At 52.2% G+C, this 17,183-nt stretch carries 16 protein-coding genes and 1 pseudogene; 6 read left to right on the top strand and 11 right to left on the bottom strand.

Features of this window, described 5'->3' with window-relative positions:
- Positions 1-55: 55 nt before the first annotated feature.
- The 4 genes from PGL02S_RS06845 to PGL02S_RS06830 all read right to left on the bottom strand — a co-directional run bounded on the left by PGL02S_RS06845 (position 56) and on the right by PGL02S_RS06830 (position 2,848).
- Positions 56-1,117, bottom strand: a complete 1,062-nt coding sequence (locus PGL02S_RS06845) for an LLM class flavin-dependent oxidoreductase (RefSeq protein ID WP_036640348.1) — start codon at positions 1,115-1,117, stop codon at positions 56-58.
- A 238-nt stretch (positions 1,118-1,355) separates the two neighbouring features.
- The gene (locus PGL02S_RS06840; RefSeq protein WP_036640350.1) at positions 1,356-1,868 is read right to left on the bottom strand and encodes an SRPBCC domain-containing protein; all 513 of its coding nucleotides are present in this window, start codon (positions 1,866-1,868) and stop codon (positions 1,356-1,358) included.
- A 24-nt stretch (positions 1,869-1,892) separates the two neighbouring features.
- Entirely contained in the window at positions 1,893-2,222 is a 330-nt protein-coding gene (locus PGL02S_RS06835; protein WP_036640612.1) for an ArsR/SmtB family transcription factor, read from the bottom strand.
- 269 nt (positions 2,223-2,491) lie between these two features.
- Positions 2,492-2,848: a nucleotide excision repair endonuclease gene (locus tag PGL02S_RS06830; RefSeq protein WP_006207191.1), complete on the bottom strand. Its 357-nt coding sequence runs from the start codon at positions 2,846-2,848 to the stop codon at positions 2,492-2,494.
- 152 nt (positions 2,849-3,000) lie between these two features.
- Here PGL02S_RS06830 and PGL02S_RS06825 point away from each other — a divergent pair, with 152 nt between their 5' ends.
- The 3 genes from PGL02S_RS06825 (at position 3,001) to PGL02S_RS06815 (ending at position 5,184) form a co-directional block, all read left to right on the top strand.
- The gene (locus tag PGL02S_RS06825; protein ID WP_036640353.1) at positions 3,001-3,312 is read left to right on the top strand and encodes a hypothetical protein; all 312 of its coding nucleotides are present in this window, start codon (positions 3,001-3,003) and stop codon (positions 3,310-3,312) included.
- 85 nt (positions 3,313-3,397) lie between these two features.
- Positions 3,398-3,688, top strand: a complete 291-nt coding sequence (locus PGL02S_RS06820) for a hypothetical protein (protein WP_006207193.1) — start codon at positions 3,398-3,400, stop codon at positions 3,686-3,688.
- Positions 3,689-3,978: 290 nt separating this feature from the next.
- A complete protein-coding gene (locus tag PGL02S_RS06815) occupies positions 3,979-5,184 on the top strand; it encodes an MFS transporter (RefSeq protein WP_036640614.1) in 1,206 nt (401 codons plus the stop codon).
- A 171-nt stretch (positions 5,185-5,355) separates the two neighbouring features.
- Here the strand turns inward: PGL02S_RS06815 and greA are convergent, their stop codons facing one another.
- The 5 genes from greA to PGL02S_RS06790 form a co-directional block, all read right to left on the bottom strand.
- Positions 5,356-5,832 (bottom strand): transcription elongation factor GreA, encoded by a 477-nt coding sequence (gene greA / locus PGL02S_RS06810; protein WP_036640355.1) that lies wholly within the window; start codon positions 5,830-5,832, stop codon positions 5,356-5,358.
- A 214-nt stretch (positions 5,833-6,046) separates the two neighbouring features.
- Positions 6,047-7,216: a mannitol-1-phosphate 5-dehydrogenase gene (locus PGL02S_RS06805; RefSeq protein WP_006207197.1), complete on the bottom strand. Its 1,170-nt coding sequence runs from the start codon at positions 7,214-7,216 to the stop codon at positions 6,047-6,049.
- Positions 7,213-7,653 (bottom strand): PTS sugar transporter subunit IIA, encoded by a 441-nt coding sequence (locus PGL02S_RS06800; RefSeq protein WP_006207198.1) that lies wholly within the window; start codon positions 7,651-7,653, stop codon positions 7,213-7,215. Before PGL02S_RS06800 ends, PGL02S_RS06805 begins: the two co-directional genes overlap by 4 nt.
- Positions 7,654-7,669: 16 nt before the next feature.
- On the bottom strand, positions 7,670-9,754 hold the full coding sequence (locus tag PGL02S_RS06795) for a BglG family transcription antiterminator (protein ID WP_244892316.1): 2,085 nt from the start codon (positions 9,752-9,754) through the stop codon (positions 7,670-7,672).
- 56 nt (positions 9,755-9,810) lie between these two features.
- A complete protein-coding gene (locus PGL02S_RS06790) occupies positions 9,811-11,244 on the bottom strand; it encodes a PTS mannitol transporter subunit IICB (protein WP_036640361.1) in 1,434 nt (477 codons plus the stop codon).
- Positions 11,245-11,665: 421 nt separating this feature from the next.
- Here PGL02S_RS06790 and PGL02S_RS06785 point away from each other — a divergent pair.
- Positions 11,666-12,240 (top strand): annotated as a pseudogene (locus PGL02S_RS06785) (sigma-70 family RNA polymerase sigma factor).
- A 121-nt stretch (positions 12,241-12,361) separates the two neighbouring features.
- Positions 12,362-13,285, top strand: coding sequence for a hypothetical protein (locus PGL02S_RS06780; RefSeq protein ID WP_036640615.1), 924 nt, complete (start codon positions 12,362-12,364; stop codon positions 13,283-13,285).
- A gap of 124 nt (positions 13,286-13,409) precedes the next feature.
- Here the strand turns inward: PGL02S_RS06780 and PGL02S_RS06775 are convergent, their stop codons facing one another.
- Positions 13,410-15,032, bottom strand: coding sequence for a glycoside hydrolase family 9 protein (locus tag PGL02S_RS06775; protein ID WP_306766003.1), 1,623 nt, complete (start codon positions 15,030-15,032; stop codon positions 13,410-13,412).
- Positions 15,033-15,253: 221 nt separating this feature from the next.
- On the bottom strand, positions 15,254-15,946 hold the full coding sequence (locus PGL02S_RS06770; protein ID WP_036640366.1) for an FHA domain-containing protein: 693 nt from the start codon (positions 15,944-15,946) through the stop codon (positions 15,254-15,256).
- A 195-nt stretch (positions 15,947-16,141) separates the two neighbouring features.
- Between PGL02S_RS06770 and PGL02S_RS06765 the strand changes: the two genes are divergently transcribed.
- Positions 16,142-17,128, top strand: a complete 987-nt coding sequence (locus PGL02S_RS06765; RefSeq protein WP_036640370.1) for a glycerophosphodiester phosphodiesterase family protein — start codon at positions 16,142-16,144, stop codon at positions 17,126-17,128.
- The last annotated feature ends 55 nt before the right edge of the window (positions 17,129-17,183 follow it).

The following is a 17,183-nucleotide window of genomic DNA, read 5'->3' as shown; positions in this document are numbered from 1 at the left end:
CGAGGTGACCCCGAAAGGTTTCTATTTAAATCCGATCCTGTTATCAACCATTGCTTCATTCCTCTGGCTCACCAGCCGCTTCCCAGCGGTCAATTTCCTTGCGGACCCGGGGTGCTACCTCGGTTCCGAGCAATTCAATGGCTCTCATGACTTCATCATGAGGCATGGTCCCGACCGGGACATGCAGCATAAAGCGGGTAATGCCTACGTGTTTGCGGAGGTGAATGATTTTCTGGGCGACCGTCTCCGGGTCTCCCACATAAAGGGCGCCATCAAAGCTTCGTGCCGCATCGAATCTCGCACGGTCATAATATCCCCAGCCCCGCTCCCGTCCCAGCACATTCATGCTGGCTTGGGTCGATGGGAAGAACTTGTCCGCTGCCATCTCGGTATCTTCCGCAATAAATCCATGCGAGTGCGAGCCAATTGGCAGTTTTGACACATCATGCCCAGCATGAGCCGCCGCTTCTTTATACAGCCTGACCAGCGGCGCGAACTGCAGGGGGCTGCCCCCGATAATCGCCAGCACAAGCGGCAGACCGAGCAGGCCTGCGCGCACGACTGATTCCGAATTGCCGCCGCTGCCAATCCACACCGGCAGCGGATTCTGAACCGGTCGTGGGTACACGCCTAAATTTTGGATCGCGGGACGGTGTCCGCCGCTCCAGGTTACCTTTTCTGATTCCCGGATCTTAAGCAGCAGCTCCAGCTTCTCTTCAAACAGCTCGTCATAATGACTCAGATCGTAGCCGAACAGCGGAAACGATTCGATGAAGGAGCCCCGGCCCGCCATAATCTCTGCACGCCCGTTCGAAATCGCGTCCAAGGTGGCGAAATCCTGAAAGACCCGCACCGGGTCCGCAGAGGACAGCACCGTAACTGCGCTGGTCAGCCGAATCCACTTCGTCTGCGACGCTGCCGCGGCAAGCACAACGGCTGGCGAAGATGCGGCATAATCCTTGCGATGGTGCTCGCCTACGCCATAGACATCCAGGCCCACCTGGTCGGCCAGAATGATCTCCTCCACTACCTCGCGCAGCCGCTGCGCATGGCTGATCACTTCCCCGGTCTTCACATCCGGCCATGTCTCAACAAATGAACTGACTCCGATCTCCATCTTGATTTCCTCCTGTTATGTATGTGTCATTGACCCGCCCTACCGACAGACAACGCAGTTTTGATTATCCATTTATCTTTATATTGAACTTTTGGCTTCTGTTTTTCAAGTTACAAGTTAACTGATGCGGTGGATTGTATACATTCTTGATATCAGGAAAACAAAAAAATGGCTGAATCCTTGCGGATTCCAGCCATTCTTTATATCGCGTAACCGAGATTGCATGGTGCTAATAAACTTACTGTTTGGCCGCCAAGTATTCCTCGAGACGGTCCCAGGTCTGGGTAATGCCCTCTTCCATTCCCATCTCCAGCACGGTTTTGAGTGCTTCTGGGGATTCATATACACCTCGGCTGACCAGCTTGGTCTTTCCATCCATCTCCTCAAGCGTCATGGTAACCGTGGTTGCGGGCATCCCCTCTGCAACTTGACCTTCCGCATCCGAGAAATAGTCGATGTAGACTATTTTGCCAGGCTCCTCAATTTCCTCGTATACCGATTTGCCCCAGGATTCCATGCCGAAGAAATCGCCCTGATTCTTATCCATGCATTTCATACAGTAATGCCATGAACCGCCTGGACGGAAATCCATGCTGGATACGGTAACCTCCCACCCGCGCGGGCCCCACCACTGCTTCAGATGCTCTCCGTCAGAGAACACCTTGAACACCAGCTCTCTTGGTGCATTAAAAACACGTTCCAGTACAAGTACTTGCCCTTCCACACGGGTAATCATGGTGTTTGCCATCATACATTCCTCCTCATATTAAGTAGTTCAATCCTGTTTCTTCGTATCAGCCTGGAGTTTCTCCAAGTAGTTATCCAAGTTGTCGAACCGCTCGCTCCAAATTCTGCGGTAATCATTCAGCCAGTGGTCCATCTCCTCAAACGGCTCGGATCGAAGCATGTAATTCCGCCGGTTGGCATCGGCCTTAACTTCCACCAGCCCAGCCTCCAGCAGCACCTTCAGATGTTTCGAGGCTTGGGGCTGCCTGATCTCCAGACGTTCGGCGATATCCCCTACCGTCATCGGCCCCCTCAGCAGAAGGTCCACAATGCGGAAGCGACTCGGTTCAGCTAATGCGGTAAACGTTGTCAGCTCCATTGTGTCATGATGACCGTTACAGCACCGATGGTCCTTGAGATATGACAATTCTTCATTCTCTCTGTTCCCGTCATCATCATCACCTCTTTTTTTTACGGATATAATGGTGTGTTTGATTTCTTGAATTCAATATACCATATCAGGAATATTCCTGTAAAAGAATATTTAAATTTTATTGTAACGATGGACGACAACGAAAAAAAAGCAATACACGTTGATCTCTCCAAGACCCCGTCTATTGCCTCTCCTTTCTCCATTACACATGTCCTTTATTTAAAGAACACTTTGTCCACATTATATTCAGCCTTTAATTCATTAATGATATAGGTTTCATAGATTTCTCTGTGAACGGCATCTTCGATGACACAGACCTCTATTCTTGTCACTTCATTACGATGGTCCTTAATGGGAGATACGCTATCTTCAAAATGCTTCTTGATCCGCGGTCTTAGCTTTCTGGCTTTGCCAACAAACAAGAGCTCCTCCTTGCTGTTGTAGAACATAAAGATCCCGCCCCGGTCTCTTGGAATCAGGTGAAAATCCGTAAATCCATAAATATGGCTCAGTTCCGGAGCAGCCTGCTTGGTAATGGTGACGTCCGGCTTGGGGATGGTTATATTGATCACGACTAACGCTCACTTCCTCAATTCATATATTGATCTAAATAGTATCACTAATCTACAAATTTGCCCATGCGGGAATTTCAGGAGCACCCCGCTATAGGCATCCGCATAGGATGTAATCCATGTATGACTAATAACGATGGGGGTCTTTCCATATGAGTCTTCAATATCCAGGACACCAGGAACAAACCTTATATCAAGCTGAACCCAATATGAGGGACAGCATCCAATCCGTTCGGGATCATATTCACCATCTGTGCAAACAGTATGCGAACCAGCTGGTTCGCGTCGAAACGCTGGACGGTGACGTCTTTGAAGGGACGATTATCCGGTGTGACAGGGGAATTCTATACTTAAGTCTGCCAGACTACAATCACCAGCGCGGTTTCGGTCCCAGCTACTATAATCATGTCATTCTGCCCCTTGTCCTCTTCGAATTACTTGTAATCACCCTGCTCTATACCTAGAGCCTGGCTCATCATGCATTCTTGATGCGTCTGGCCGATCTTGCTCACTTCCAAGCCTATAAACCGATTAAGGAGTGAATCCATTATGGCATTTATGCCGCCGCAAGGACCTCAGGGACCGCAACAAGGGCCCTCTTCTCCACCCCCGCAGACTGTACCCCAACAACCGCTTGCAGCTACCTTTGCCGTTGACCCCGGAGCAATCACAGGCTGTCTATTCCGCAACACCTATATTTGGCCGAGAAATGGGCCGGGCTTCTGGTTTTATCCGACCTTTGTTGGCCGGACATCGGTTGCCGGCTTTCGCTGGACCGGGAGAATGTGGGTGTTCTCAGGATTTGATCTGGGGAGAATCGAGTCGTTTACCTGTTTCTAAATCCATCACAGCAAAGGGACAGGATCAACCGGCTGTATGGGATGACCACAATGGTTTGCTTGCTTCATGAAGAGAGTGCCGAGATGGTACTCTCTCAAGCTTTACATAGCGGACAAGCTGGTATGCCGAATAAGCTTACATGATCAGCATGTCCATTTTGCCCAAAAATAAAATTCTTGATTATCATCAGAGAACGTTAAATAATATGTAACAGGCCCTCTTTCAAATCCGATAATATAGATTGGGTTTATATCTTTAATATACACAGCAGAAAGGTTGACTTGAACATCATGGAATTATCGCAGCAGGCCACTGGGAACAAAGGGCCTAAAGAGCCGTTTCCCATCTCGATATTGTCTCTTACTGTAGGCGCTTTTGCCATTGGAATGACGGAATTCGTGATCATGGGAATACTCCCGAACGTCGCGGACGATCTGAACGTCAGCATCGCCTCTGCCGGACAGCTGATTACGATGTATGCGCTCGGGGTAGCCGTAGGAGCTCCTATCCTGACCGTTCTTACCCACCAAATCCCGCAAAAGAAGCTGCTCCTGCTGCTCATGGGTTTATTTATTCTGGGCAACGGCGTCTCGGTCTTTGCTCCCAACTATGCCGTGCTGATGGGTGCCCGGATGCTGACAGCACTGACACACGGCACCTTCTTCGGCGTGGGAGCCGTTATCGCCTCGAACCTGGTACGGCCGGACAAGCGAGCCGGGGCCGTATCGATCATGATGGCAGGGTTAACGATAGCCAACATCATCGGGGTTCCGATCGGTACCTTCATCGGTCAAACGATGGGCTGGCGCGCCTCCTTCGGGGCGATTGCCATTATGGGCGTTATCGCATTGATTGGCATTCTGATCTTCATTCCGAAGATCCGCCAGGAGCAGGCCTCGAGCATCGCCCAGCAGATCACAGCCCTTATGAAGCCAGGACTGCTTCTCTTCCTGCTCATCGGAGCGCTTGGCAACGCGGGCCTGTTCGCTGTATTCACCTATATTGCTCCGCTGCTCATTGAGATCACCGGCTTTGCAGAACCCAGCGTCACCTGGATTCTGGTGCTGTTCGGCATCGGCGTGACCGCAGGTAACATCGTGGGCGGAAGACTTGCAGACTGGAAGCTATTGCCCTCCATTCTGGGCGTCTACTTCACGACTGCCGTTATCCTGACCATCTTCACCGTTACCATCTATCATCCGGTGACTGCTGTGCTGACCATCGTGCTCTGGGGCGCTGCCTCCTTCGCTGTGATGCCCGGGATGCAGGTACGCGTGATGAGTCTTGCCCAATCGGCCCCGGCACTTGCCTCTACGGCAAGCCACTCCGCCGGTAATCTCGGAAATGCAGCGGGAGCCTTCATTGGCGGATTGGTCATTACCCATTTGAGCTTAACCTCCCTGCCTTGGGTAGGAGCTGCATTAGTAGGACTTGCCTTCATTCTCGGGGTAGCCTGCTATATGTATGAGCGCAAGGCTGCTGCGGCTGGGGCATGATCATGAGAAAAGGCGTAACCGGACATGACACTCCCGGATTACGCCTTTCATTTATATATGAGTTCATCCATCTACAGATGCTGCGGCAATCTGAATAACGTCTGCTATGCAGACAGCCAGCAGTTCCAAGGATCCCATCCATCATGGCGTTAGACGCAAATGATCGATCGTTTACAACACCTTGATCTCCAGCAGCTCGTACTTGACGATGCCCATCGGTGCATCCACGTTGACTTGGTCGCCAACCGCTTTGCCCATCAGTGCTTTGCCGAGCGGGCTTTCATAGGAGACTTTATTATTCAACACGTCTGCTTCTGCCGGGCCTACAACCTGATATTCAAGCTTCTCTGCAAACTCGATGTCGTTCAGGACGACATTCGAACCGACATTCACCGTTGTCGAGCTTACCTGCTTGGAGTCGACAATCCGGGCGCTGTTCAGTGTTTTTTCTAGGATAATGATGCGCGTTTCCATAAACGCCTGGTCGTTCTTGGCCGAGTGGTACTCGCTGTTCTCCTTCAAGTCACCATAGCTGATCGCAAGCTTGATCCGTTCCGCTAACTCTTTGCGTTTTACATATTTGAGGTCATCCAGTTCCTCCTGGAGTTTATCATAGCCCTCTTGGGTCAAGATCAGTTCTTCTGCCATGTTCATCACATCCACTTCGGTTTCTTACTTCTAGTGTACTCTTAATTCCGAAAATAAGCGAAAATTTTCTGAAAATCAACGGATGGAAATTATGGAATTCCTCCCTGGCAGCTGGACACCAGCGTTGAGGAAGCGGAGCTCATCCTGAAGCGAGCCCAAAAAACCCCTGATTTCTCCGTAAAGAAAATCAGGGGTTTTCTCTCATAGCTAAAAATTATGACCGCCCAGCCTCAGTCTCCGCCTTCAAGGCTTCATATTGCTCCATCAGCTCACCCATAATCGGATGCTCGCCAGCCATACCGGTATATTGGGAAGCCGTGTCGCTTACTCCGATATCCCGTACGGAGGCTTGCAGTTCTACACTTTCCGGGTCTTCGGGCACATCAAACAACAAGGCCGCTGCCATGGATTTGGCCAGACTCTTGTAAGGGAGCCCGCTCTCGAATGCCAGCATCGCTGGAGATACCAGCCGGTCGCCGGGAGACAGCTTCCGAATCGGGGAGCGTCCGACGCGGGATACCTCGTCTGTCAGCGCCGGATTACGGAACCGCTCCAGAATGGTGTCAATATACGCTCCATGCTCGGCAGAATTGAAGCCATGTTTATGCACAAGCGCAGCCCCTGTTTCCTCCAGCACCGCGCGCACATGGGCTGCCACCTCGTCATCCTTCATGGCGTCCTGAATCGTCTCATAGCCTTTCAGGAAGCCTACATAGGCAGCAGAGCAGTGACCGGTATTCACCGTAAACAGCTTGCGCTCAATGTACGGCTCCAGGCGGTCCACATAGTGAATGCCTTCTACCGGCGTGTAGCCTTCAAACATCTGCGAGCGATCCACCGCCCACTCATAGAACGGCTCCACCACCACCTTCAAGCGGTCCTCATGCTGCTGCAGCGGCACGATCCGGTCTACGGCTGCATCCGGGAAAGCCACCCGCTGGTCGGCCTTCTGCTTCGTCTCATCATCCAGCTTACCGTACACATGCTCTTTCAGCTGTGTACTGCCGCCGATGGCATTCTCGCATGCAATAATATGCAGCGGTGCCGATTCTCCCTGCAACCGGAGCTTCAGCCCTTCGGCAATGGTACCGGCAATAAACTTCAGAATGTTCACGCCTACCGCTGTTGTGACGAGATCGGCTTCTGCCACCGCACGCGCGGCAGCCTCCGGCTCCGAAGCGCTGTTGAGGGCCGTAATGCCCTTTACAACCGTTGTCTCCTGCCCTTCGCTGGCCAGTGTTACAGGATATTCTCCACGAGCCTTCAGCTCCGAAACCAGCTCCTCGTTCACATCGACAAAACAAACCTCGTAACCTGCCTGGGACAACAGAAGCCCTATAAACCCGCGCCCGATGTTCCCTGCTCCGAAATGGACTGCCTTCATGCGCCCATTCCTCCTTCGAAGATGGCCAGAATCTCCTCTTCGCTCGATGCGTTCATCACCTTCTCAATGCTCTCGTCATCTGTGAAGATCATCGCAACGTTTGTCAGAATCTCCATATGGTCACCGCCAGCGGCCGCGATCCCAATGACGATGAACGCCGGCTCGTCTCCGCCGAAATCAACGCCTTCCGGGAAGCGAACGATGGACAATCCCGTAGAGATAACCATGCCTTTGGCTTCCTTGGTGCCGTGAGGAATCGCGAGTCCCCCGCCCATATAAGTGGATGCAATCTCTTCGCGCTCCAGCATCTTATCTACGTAATCCTCTGATACGTGGCCTGCCTGCACCAGCAGATTCCCCGCCATGCGGATGGCCTCGCTTTTATCATTTGCCTTCGCATTCAATACGACTTTATCTTTGGACAGTATGTTATTCATGTTAGTCTCCCTCTTTCTATGGTCTGTGATTGCAAAAATGCTGCAGCTCTTCAGCCAGGTATGACCGAATTTCGTCCTCGCCGCCCCGCTCCATCAGCTCAATCAGCTCGGAGCCGAGCAGCATCGCACTGATCTCGCTGAGCACCTCCAGGCTCTCCTTCGGGAGCTGCTTCGGTGCCAGCATCAGCAGAATGACCCCTGCTTCCGCCCCATCCTCAAGCGGTGCGGCATGCGCTAACCGGAACAGGGTAAGCGACGGGCAGGCGATATAACGGCTGCGCGTATGGAACAAAGCCAGCGTCGTATCCGGGATGAGCTGAGTGCCCATCCGTTCACGCTCAAGCAACCGCTCCTTCACCTTCTCCGCATCGCTGACCGCACCGCACTCGTATACCTTGGCCAAGGCCTCGTTCAACGTACCCTCCAGGTCATCCGGGCGGTTATCCAGATCATGCACATGAAAGCCGTCCAGGAGCGATACAATCGCATTCATCAGCGCGGCCTGCAGGCGAAGCCGTTCGAATGATGCAGCTTTACGCTGTTCTTCGATCCGGTTGACGGCCGTGCCGCTTCCACCCGGCTTCACGGACGTGCTCTGGATATATTGAAGCAGCGCCTCTTTATCATCCGCTGTCAGCAGCGGGCTTAATCTCACATATCGATCCTTCGGCAGCGGAAGATCTATGGTCGATATAATGAGATCATATTGCTCCTTCGGCATTCGAGCCGCTTCATACCATGACACGTTGCCAAGCACCTCAATCTGAGGCATCTCCTTGTTCAGCCGGGTTCCGAGAAGCCTTGAGGAGCTAAGTCCGCTGGAGCATACGAGGATGGCTTTCAGATGGTGTCCCAGCTGGTTCAGGCGTTCACTTGACGCCCCAAAATGCATAACCAGAAACCCGATTTCCTCATCCGGGATGGTCAAGCCCAGCCTCAGCTCATCAACCGAATGCCGGACAATCCCGAACAGCTCCTCATAATCCTTCCGGATCGGACTCAGCAGCGGGTTCCGAATCCGGGTCCCTTCCCGAATCCGTTTCATGGCTGCACCGATATGCTCCACCAAGCCTGCCCGCAGCGTGCGATCCTCTTGAAACGGAATGCCGGTGCGCCGCTGCACCCGCTCGATCAGGCGGTGCGCCATCTCCACCATTTCCACATCCGTATGGGCCAGCTCACTGACCTCGGACATATCCCTGGCTGCCTCGAACAAATTCGAGATATATTTCATTTCTGAATCCGTAAAAGGGATCTCCAGTGTTTCACCGAGACGAACGGCAAAATCTCTGGCTTCCTCCATGGAGGAGGAGGCTCCATCCTGAGTGGCGATATCGGCCTCCTCCATACGCCGTCCCTGCCTGATCCGCTTCACGGAAACCGATAAGGCAATCAGCATGGAGGTATAGGCACTTTCGCTAAGGCTCTCCGTCCAGCTCCAGTTCATATCCCACAAGCTTTTCTCCACATCCAGCAGCACCGGTTTACCAACCATGGAGAGCAGCCGGGCCGTCACCGGCTCTCGGGCATCGCTGTAACCGTCCCCGACAAGATCCGAATAATCCAGATATTCCTCCGCAAGCCTGCAAATGGCCCTTCGCCTTACGGCTTCCGTGCCTTCAAGCTCAACCCCGTAACCTCTGCGGCGGATCAGATTAAGCTTGAACCTCTTCATTAAGGGCTCCAGCTCATCCAGATCGCTGCTGACGGTAGGCACGGTCACCTTCAAACTGTGGGCCAGGGCAAACAGTTTGATGGGTTCATCAGCCTCAAGCAAAGCACATAACACGAGGATTTTGCGCTCTTCCACGGAATAATCGGCAGGCTTACCTTCAAGCAGGCGTTTCCGCAGCTGGGCGATACCCTCAGGCGTTTCTCCTTCCAGCCGGATGCCCGTTCCCGACTTTTTATGAAGCAGAACGTCTGCGCCTTGCAGTCCTTTCTCAATCTCCTCCATTTCCCGGTGAACCGTCCTGACGCTGACCCCGATCTCAGCCGCTATTTCCGCAGCTGTCATGCCCTCGGTCCTGCTCATCAGGAGCAGAAGGATTTGTCGCTGGCGGGCAGTGATTTGTCCCAGACGCATGGCTCCCTTCTTCATGAAATGGAGACAACGCCGGCGTAATTACGCCAGCGTGTCATATGATGCAGAACTATTTAGTCTTTGAGTCGTTCCACCAGCTCATCATATCTCGGACTCTTCAGGAAGTTGTCGATCGAGATATGCTCCGCATTCGGATTCTTGGCGATGGCCCGCTCCGTGAGTGTCTTCTGGGTGATGACAATATCCGCGTCATCCGGTATTTCACTTACAGCCGAGTTCACAACGGTAATGTTGACACCCGCTTGCTGCAGTTTCTTTCTAAGCACCGAGGCGCCCATTGCGCTGGAGCCCATGCCGGCGTCACAAGCAAACACGATTTTGTTCACATTGTCTTTATCCAGATTGGCAACAGCCGCAGATGCAGGAGCAACCTGGTCGTTCATGCCGCCGGTCTTCATTTCCTTCATCTTCGCGGAGGCTTCTTCAAGATTCGGCTCTTCTTCTGTCTTCTTACCCGTTTTGAGCAGCAATGCCGCTACCGCAAAGGATACAATAGCTGCGGCAAGAACACCGGCCAGCACCGGAAGCAGTCCGCCCTTAGGCGCCATAGCGATGAAAGCAAAGATACTGCCCGGCGACGCGGGCCCCACCAATCCGGCTCCAAAGATCTGGAAGGTGAAGGTTCCGGCAACGCCGCCCGCAATCGCGGCCAGGATCAGAACCGGCTTCATCAGAATGTATGGGAAGTAAATCTCATGAATACCGCCCAGGAAGTGGATCACTACCGCGCCGGGTGCGGAGGATTTGGCAGAGCCGCGTCCGAAGATCCAATAGGCAAGCAGAATGCCGAGCCCTGGGCCTGGATTCGATTCCAGCATATACAGAACAGATTGACCAATACGTGCTGATTCCTCTGTTGCGATTGGACTGAAAATCCCGTGGTTGATTGCATTGTTAAGGAACAGCACCTTCGCCGGCTCAATGATAATGTTAACGAGCGGCAGCAGGTTGGCATTGACCAGTACATCCACGCCTGCCGAGAGCGCTCTGGTAATTCCCTGTACCAGCGGCCCGATTCCGGTGTAAGCCACCAGGGTCAGCGCGCCCCCGATAATACCGAGCGAGAAGTTGTTGACCAGCATTTCGAAGCCGGATTTGATTTTGCCGTCAATCAGCTTGTCGAATTGCTTCAATACCCAAGCTGCAATCGGACCAACAATCATGGCGCCGAGGAACATCGGAATATCCGCCCCGACAATGACGCCGATTGTTGCCACAGCACCGATGACCGCACCGCGCTTGCCGTGAACCATCTGTCCGCCCGTATAACCGATTAAGAGCGGGAGCAGGTACGTGATCATCGGGCCGACCAATTCCCCGAGTTTCTCGTTAGGGAACCAGCCGGTCGGGATGAACAGAGCCGTAATCAGACCCCAAGCGATGAACGCGCCGATATTCGGCATCACCATGCCGCTAAGGAGACGGCCGAGCTGTTGAACCCTTACCCGGATACCTTTGGAAGCGTTTGTATTTGTCTCATTGGACATCGTATTGACCTCCTAGTCATATTTGAACAATAGAATATTGTGTTGTCGCCTTGCTCTGACATCTATATGTTAAGTCAGCCCGGCAAAAGGCTCAACGAAAGGAAAAGCGGGTTTCGTCAAGAATATTGTTGACAACTTTTAAAAGGATCATGTCGTTTTTTTGAAAATACATGATGGCTCGCGTTTTCATTCGAAGATTCGCATGACCGCACCACCCTGTAAATTCCAATTTTATGAGTGATATTACCCTGCCAATGGGCGAATTTCACGGAGCCGTACACCTATCTTCCTAAGTTCAACGAACCGATAGCTGTCCTCTTGCGCTTTAGCCTTGTGCAAAAAAATAAGAAGAGGGACCGAACCTTTTTCTGCCATAGAGACAATATAGGGTGTAAGCTGCTTACCCAGGAGGGCCCTCTGAATGCAAAGTGAATACATGTACCAGCTACTTACACAAATGAAAGATGGGCATCAACAGGCGTTCCATGCGATGTATGATGCTACCTACCAGGATGTCTACCGGACCGTTTCCTTTCTGGTGGATCACCCGCAGGATCGGGAAGATGTCATGAATGAGATCTATATGCAAATGTGGACCTCGCTTGCAAACTACGATACGAACCGGCCATTCCACTTCTGGCTGCACGGCTTGGTGATCCGACAAGTGCAGAGATTTCGGGTTAAGAGCTGGCGGAGATTCCGAATTTTTGAACGTATCCGCGCCTTCTCGCGGGAAGAGTCCCACTGGGATCAGCCCGCCGTGTTCATGGATGAGACGAACCAGATGATATCGAAGGCAATCCAGCAGCTGACGGACAAACAGCGTACGGTGATTATCCTCCGTTTTTTCACGACTATGCTCTTGAAGAAATCGCGACATTGCTCGAAATCCCCCTGGGAACAGTCAAATCCAGATATCATGCAGGCCTTACGGCCCTGCGAAAGAACTTACGGAATCTCCCCCCGGAAAGGATGGAAAAAATCAATGCCTATTGAACACAAAATCCGTGAACATCTGCACAAAAAGGCAGAGGCTACGGCGTGTCCCCCGGACATTTCCAAACGAATAGAACAATCCTATTCACAATACTTCCAACCCAAAAGGAGCAAAAAAACGATGAAAAAACGATTCATTAGCGGAATTGTTGCCACGGCGATTCTGATTCCAACTGCGGCATTTGCGGCTCCTCCCCTAATCGATATCCTTACCAGAACATCCATGACTACCGAACAGATCAAGTCGGATGAGGTTGGCAATGCAGCGCTTGAGAAGCTGTATAGCGCATTTCCCGAAACCAAATCGTTCGAGATGGTCAATGCAAGCACCGTTCAAGACGTTCAAACCAGCATCATGCTGCGGGAAAAGGGAGGGACGGGCAAAACGATTACCCTTCATATGAACAGTGTGTCGGGTACGATTGAACACGTGATTCAAGAGAACTGGGAGCCTAAGGAGAAGCCGCTCATGGCTCTGACCGATCAGGAAATCAAGGCAAAGGTAGATGATCTCATCAATAGAATGTATGGCCCTGTCGAAGATTACGAGTTTGCTATGGAGCCAATGGACAACCCGGATCAAAAAACGTGGATGCTGAATTACAGCAAAAAGGGAGCCAGTGAGCCGTTCTACCAGATATTTGTGCATGGCAATACCATCAGTGCTTCTCAGATCGGAGGTGAGGCTGCGCCCTCCAACGCTGAAGTAGAAGGTTTCTTCACCACGAACGGTAAGCCGGATTATTTTGCCGATGCCTTCTTGAATGATGCAAAACTGTTTGCCCTATTAGGAATGAGCGCAACGGAATTGAAGGAAGAATTGGCCAAAGGGAACTCCGTTGTGGAGGTTGCTGCCTCTAAAAACGTCTCAAAACAACAGGTGATCGATGTCATCGCCCAAACACAGGTTGATACACAAATTCAAGGAGAGCATCATGGCGATGCTCCAACAGGCAAAACTTCAAATGAACAAATGCTAAAAGCTGTCGAACCGAAAGTATTGCATGTGATTGAGCACAAAAATGAAGCACCGTCGAAGAAATAACGAATCAATCGTTTGAGATAATCCATGTACTAGGCAAGCCGGACCAGATTGGAAAACTAGTAAAAAAGAAACGCCGGAGACTCTCTTTGGCGTTTCTTTTTCCTCTGTGCATTCCCTATGTTTCCTATACAAAATGGGATAATACCAACACAGCCGGCGAGTTCCAATAGATGGTCACTTCGTTGGTAGAGTAACTCTCCATCACATCGGCAAAAGAAGCTGCCGGCGCCTTGCCTGCCAAGTGCTTAAGCGCGTAATCATCCTGAAGCCCCTTATTCGGACCGCCTGAGACGAGACCGGGAACGGGCGCCTTAACGCCGTCTCCTTCGGAAGGGCGATGATGCGGATACAGGATCGGCTTCGCCCCGTACCCGGTGACGTAACTCATCCCCATCACGTTAGCTCCGAACAAATAGTGTACATGCTCATGCACATGGGACTCATAGTCTTCGGTGCCGGACAATCTGCCCGCTATCAGCAGGAGCATCGCGTGATTTAATACCAGCATGTTGCTGCCCCAGATGTATTGATCCGGATGAAGTGAAATACCATACCCGTCCCGTTCACTGACCGCGGCAAGCTCGTCCGCACGTTGAATTAAACCCCGCATCAAAACTTCCGCCAATTCCGGGTCTTCTTCCCGCTCCGACATCAGATAGGCAAAGGTTCCATAACCGCCCATGTCGGCCCAGCCCAGTTCATATTTACCGAAGGCATTCTGCTTGGCTAACGCTTGGAAAGCCTCATGGTAACGCCCTTCACCCGTGGTGCGATACAGCTCGGCCGCCGCCCAGTATCGTTCATCGGCATCCTGACCGTCACCGTATTCACCCGTAGCAATATCCGCCGGGTTGCGGAAGCCCGGCATATCCGGATGTTCCGCCAGCCATGCCCAAGCGCGTTCTGCCGCCTTCAGGCAGCTGGCAGCGAAGGGCTCGTCGTAAGGGGCGTAGATCCGCGCCGACATTGCCATAATGGCAGCATAACAACCGGTTGCTGTCGCCGATATCGGCGACAGGTACAGTGCGGCCGTATCGGCCTCCGGCATGACGTCTCCTCCCGGGAACTGCAAAGTCGTGAGCTTGTGGAACAGCCCTCCCGACTCCTCATCCTGCATGCGCTGCATCCACTCCAGCTCATACCGGCATTCATGGAGCACATCCGGCATGGAGCCGTCACTTTCCGGCAATGGCAGCGGCTGTGCAAATGCCTCCGGGTACAGCTCGAAGGCCAGCAGCAGATCGGCTACCGCCTTGGCGCCCGGAACGACATACTTGCCATAGTCCCCGGCGTCATGCCACCCTCCCCAGGCATCCACTTGCCTGGATTCCTCTCCATAAACGATGGCAGGCGTGAGATGACACGAATCATGCTTCCATGGTCCAGCGTGCAACTCGTCCAAGGCCATCCCGCACCGGAAGTAATAAAACGCTTTCAATAATGCGCGGTGTGCATCCTCATAGACTGACTCCGCAATGACAAAAGGAGCCGAGGTCTGCCCATCCTCCGTTTCGATCCGGTAGGTGCCTGGAGCTTCATACCCCGTGAAATCTCCCCGGCTTACCGTCTGCCCACTGGCAGCATCCACGATGGCAGGCGATGTGCTCCCATGCCAAACCGTCTCGCCGTTCTGATCATCTACAAGATGATAACGGCCTCCCTGACCAGGGATAACCGCAATCTTGGTGTCCTGGCTCCGGTAGCCCAGCTGGTTAACGGCAATGCCGATCGGTTGTTCATGCTTCATCTTCATGCTCCCATACTCATCCTCTCTGAATGGTCCATTCAAAATTCTATGCTGTTACACTTCGATACACATCATCAGGTTCCCTTTCGCTATCCATAATCCTTGAAAATAAATGGCTTCACTCTTCCCCATTGCCGTAAATTCAGCTAAAAAACAGGCTCCTCCCGCAAAATGAGGAAGAGCCTGCCTGTCTGTTTTTTATCTGAATTGTGCAAACATGATTACCGCTCATCTTCGGACTGAAGGATATAACCCTTTCCACGGATGCTCTCAATCGCCAGAATATTCCGCGTCTTCTTGCGCACCCGATAGATCAGCGCGTTCAGCTCCTCCGAGCTCACGTCGGGCACTTCGTCCGTGCTGCAGCTTCGCTCGGGCCACACGTAGGTCTTCAACTGCTCCTTGGACACAAACTGGCCTTGATGATGAATAAGCAGCTCCATGCACTTGTACTCTTTTTCCGAAAAAGCGTACACGTCTTCGCCGTATACCATCTCCTGCTTAAAAGGGTTCAGCTGAAATCCGCCGGACGTCTCAATAGCGGCCAGATGTTTGATCAGCGGCGTGATGTCCATCGTCTCATCCATGCTCAGAATCGAGAAGGACAGCACGATAAGATCGCCCGCCAGCACAATGATATCCCCATGCTGAAGGGGAACTTCCTCTTGAGGAGCCAGCCGCTCCTTATTGACATAGGTTCCATGCTTGCTGTCCAGGTCCTTAATGCTGAAATGCCCGTTTCTATACAGCAGCGCCGCATGCCGCCGGGACACAAAAATATTATCAAACGCAATATCCGGATGAAAGTGCTGCCCCTTGCGGCCAAGCACCATCATCGGTTTGGTTAACGGTATTACGTCTCCACGCTCGTAGGGATTCCCCCGCTCCACCATCAAAAAGGAGGATTTGTCCATCATGCTCCCTCCTGTTTCCTTAAATTACCTATCGTATTTATCAGTTCGCTATTATGCAATTGTCATGCTCCAGCCATTGAGTATGCGCCCAAAATCACTAAGATTTAAATAAGAGAAAGAAATAGAGAACTTAGAGAGAGAAGTTAATCAAATCTACTATACTGCTTATTGTAAACGATTTTGGGGGATTGGATCATGCGAACACTAAAAAGATGGAAGAATATCACACTGTTTTTTGTCGTTCTGTTTGTATTTCTATTTGTTAATAATACATCGCTATTCACCGAAGACCGTCATGGAGAGCCGCTGCTGCTGGCCCATCGCGGGCTCGGTCAGACCTTCCCGATGGAGGGCATTGAGGCTGACACTTGCACCGCTTCCCGCATCTATGTGCCGGAGCATGCCTATCTGGAAAATACCCTTCCGTCCATGGAAGCTGCGTTTGAGGCCGGTGCCGATATCGTGGAGCTGGATGTCAAGCCGACCAAGGACGGTCAGATCGCTGTGTTCCATGACTGGACTCTGGATTGCCGCACCAATGTGGAGGGCTCGGTCAAGGATTATACCATGGACCAGCTGAAAAAAATAGACATCGGGTATGGCTACACGGCTGATCAAGGGGCCACCTATCCGTTCCGCGGCAAGGGCGTGGGCCTGATTCCATCATTAGAGGAAGTGTTAACGGAATTCCCGGACGGGGAATTTCTTATCCATATCAAAAGCACAGACCCAGAGGAAGGGAAGCTGCTTGCGGACTATCTGGCCGGGCTGCCGCTGAAGCGTCTTAGCCAGCTGACCGTTTACGGGGACGATCAACCGATTCGTACGTTAAAATCGCAGCTGCCTTCTCTGCGCGTCATGTCGATGGATACACTCAAGAGCTGTCTTGTATCCTACGCCGGAGCCGGCTGGAGCGGTTACATTCCCTCGGTCTGCCGCAACACCCAGCTGCACATCCCGGAGAAGTATGCCCGCTATTTATGGGGCTGGCCCGATAAATTCCTGAACCGGATGGACAGCATCAATACGCGCGTCATCCTGGTTGCCGGAGACGGGGGCTGGTCGGAGGGCTTTGACTCCGAGCTGGATCTGCAGCGGCTGCCAGACGATTACAGCGGCGGAATTTGGACGAATCGGGTGGATGTCATCGCCCCGAAACTGATCATTCAGAAGCCTGAATAGAGGAGTGCAGCATCTGCACATCCTTTTTTTCTATCAGAGTCCCCGCTCTTTCGTC

The organism is Paenibacillus glucanolyticus NBRC 15330 (assembly GCF_004000885.1).
Classification (GTDB): Bacteria; Bacillota; Bacilli; order Paenibacillales; family Paenibacillaceae; genus Paenibacillus_AQ; species Paenibacillus_AQ glucanolyticus.
The sequence above is the reverse complement of the archived record's forward strand: the minus strand, read 5'-3'. Positions and strand labels throughout refer to the sequence as shown.

Coding starts and splice junctions, on each gene's coding strand:
- PGL02S_RS06825 (WP_036640353.1), top strand. CDS start 3,001: ATGAGTCTTCAATATCCAGGACACCAGGAACAAACCTTATATCAAGCT.
- PGL02S_RS06775 (WP_306766003.1), bottom strand. CDS start 15,032: ATGAAGCATGAACAACCGATCGGCATTGCCGTTAACCAGCTGGGCTAC.
- PGL02S_RS06765 (WP_036640370.1), top strand. CDS start 16,142: ATGCGAACACTAAAAAGATGGAAGAATATCACACTGTTTTTTGTCGTT.
- PGL02S_RS06780 (WP_036640615.1), top strand. CDS start 12,362: ATGAAAAAACGATTCATTAGCGGAATTGTTGCCACGGCGATTCTGATT.
- PGL02S_RS06770 (WP_036640366.1), bottom strand. CDS start 15,946: ATGGACAAATCCTCCTTTTTGATGGTGGAGCGGGGGAATCCCTACGAG.
- PGL02S_RS06835 (WP_036640612.1), bottom strand. CDS start 2,222: ATGGAGCTGACAACGTTTACCGCATTAGCTGAACCGAGTCGCTTCCGC.
- greA (WP_036640355.1), bottom strand. CDS start 5,832: ATGGCAGAAGAACTGATCTTGACCCAAGAGGGCTATGATAAACTCCAG.
- PGL02S_RS06795 (WP_244892316.1), bottom strand. CDS start 9,754: ATGAAGAAGGGAGCCATGCGTCTGGGACAAATCACTGCCCGCCAGCGA.
- PGL02S_RS06805 (WP_006207197.1), bottom strand. CDS start 7,216: ATGAAGGCAGTCCATTTCGGAGCAGGGAACATCGGGCGCGGGTTTATA.
- PGL02S_RS06840 (WP_036640350.1), bottom strand. CDS start 1,868: ATGATGGCAAACACCATGATTACCCGTGTGGAAGGGCAAGTACTTGTA.
- PGL02S_RS06820 (WP_006207193.1), top strand. CDS start 3,398: ATGGCATTTATGCCGCCGCAAGGACCTCAGGGACCGCAACAAGGGCCC.
- PGL02S_RS06790 (WP_036640361.1), bottom strand. CDS start 11,244: ATGTCCAATGAGACAAATACAAACGCTTCCAAAGGTATCCGGGTAAGG.
- PGL02S_RS06800 (WP_006207198.1), bottom strand. CDS start 7,653: ATGAATAACATACTGTCCAAAGATAAAGTCGTATTGAATGCGAAGGCA.
- PGL02S_RS06815 (WP_036640614.1), top strand. CDS start 3,979: ATGGAATTATCGCAGCAGGCCACTGGGAACAAAGGGCCTAAAGAGCCG.
- PGL02S_RS06845 (WP_036640348.1), bottom strand. CDS start 1,117: ATGGAGATCGGAGTCAGTTCATTTGTTGAGACATGGCCGGATGTGAAG.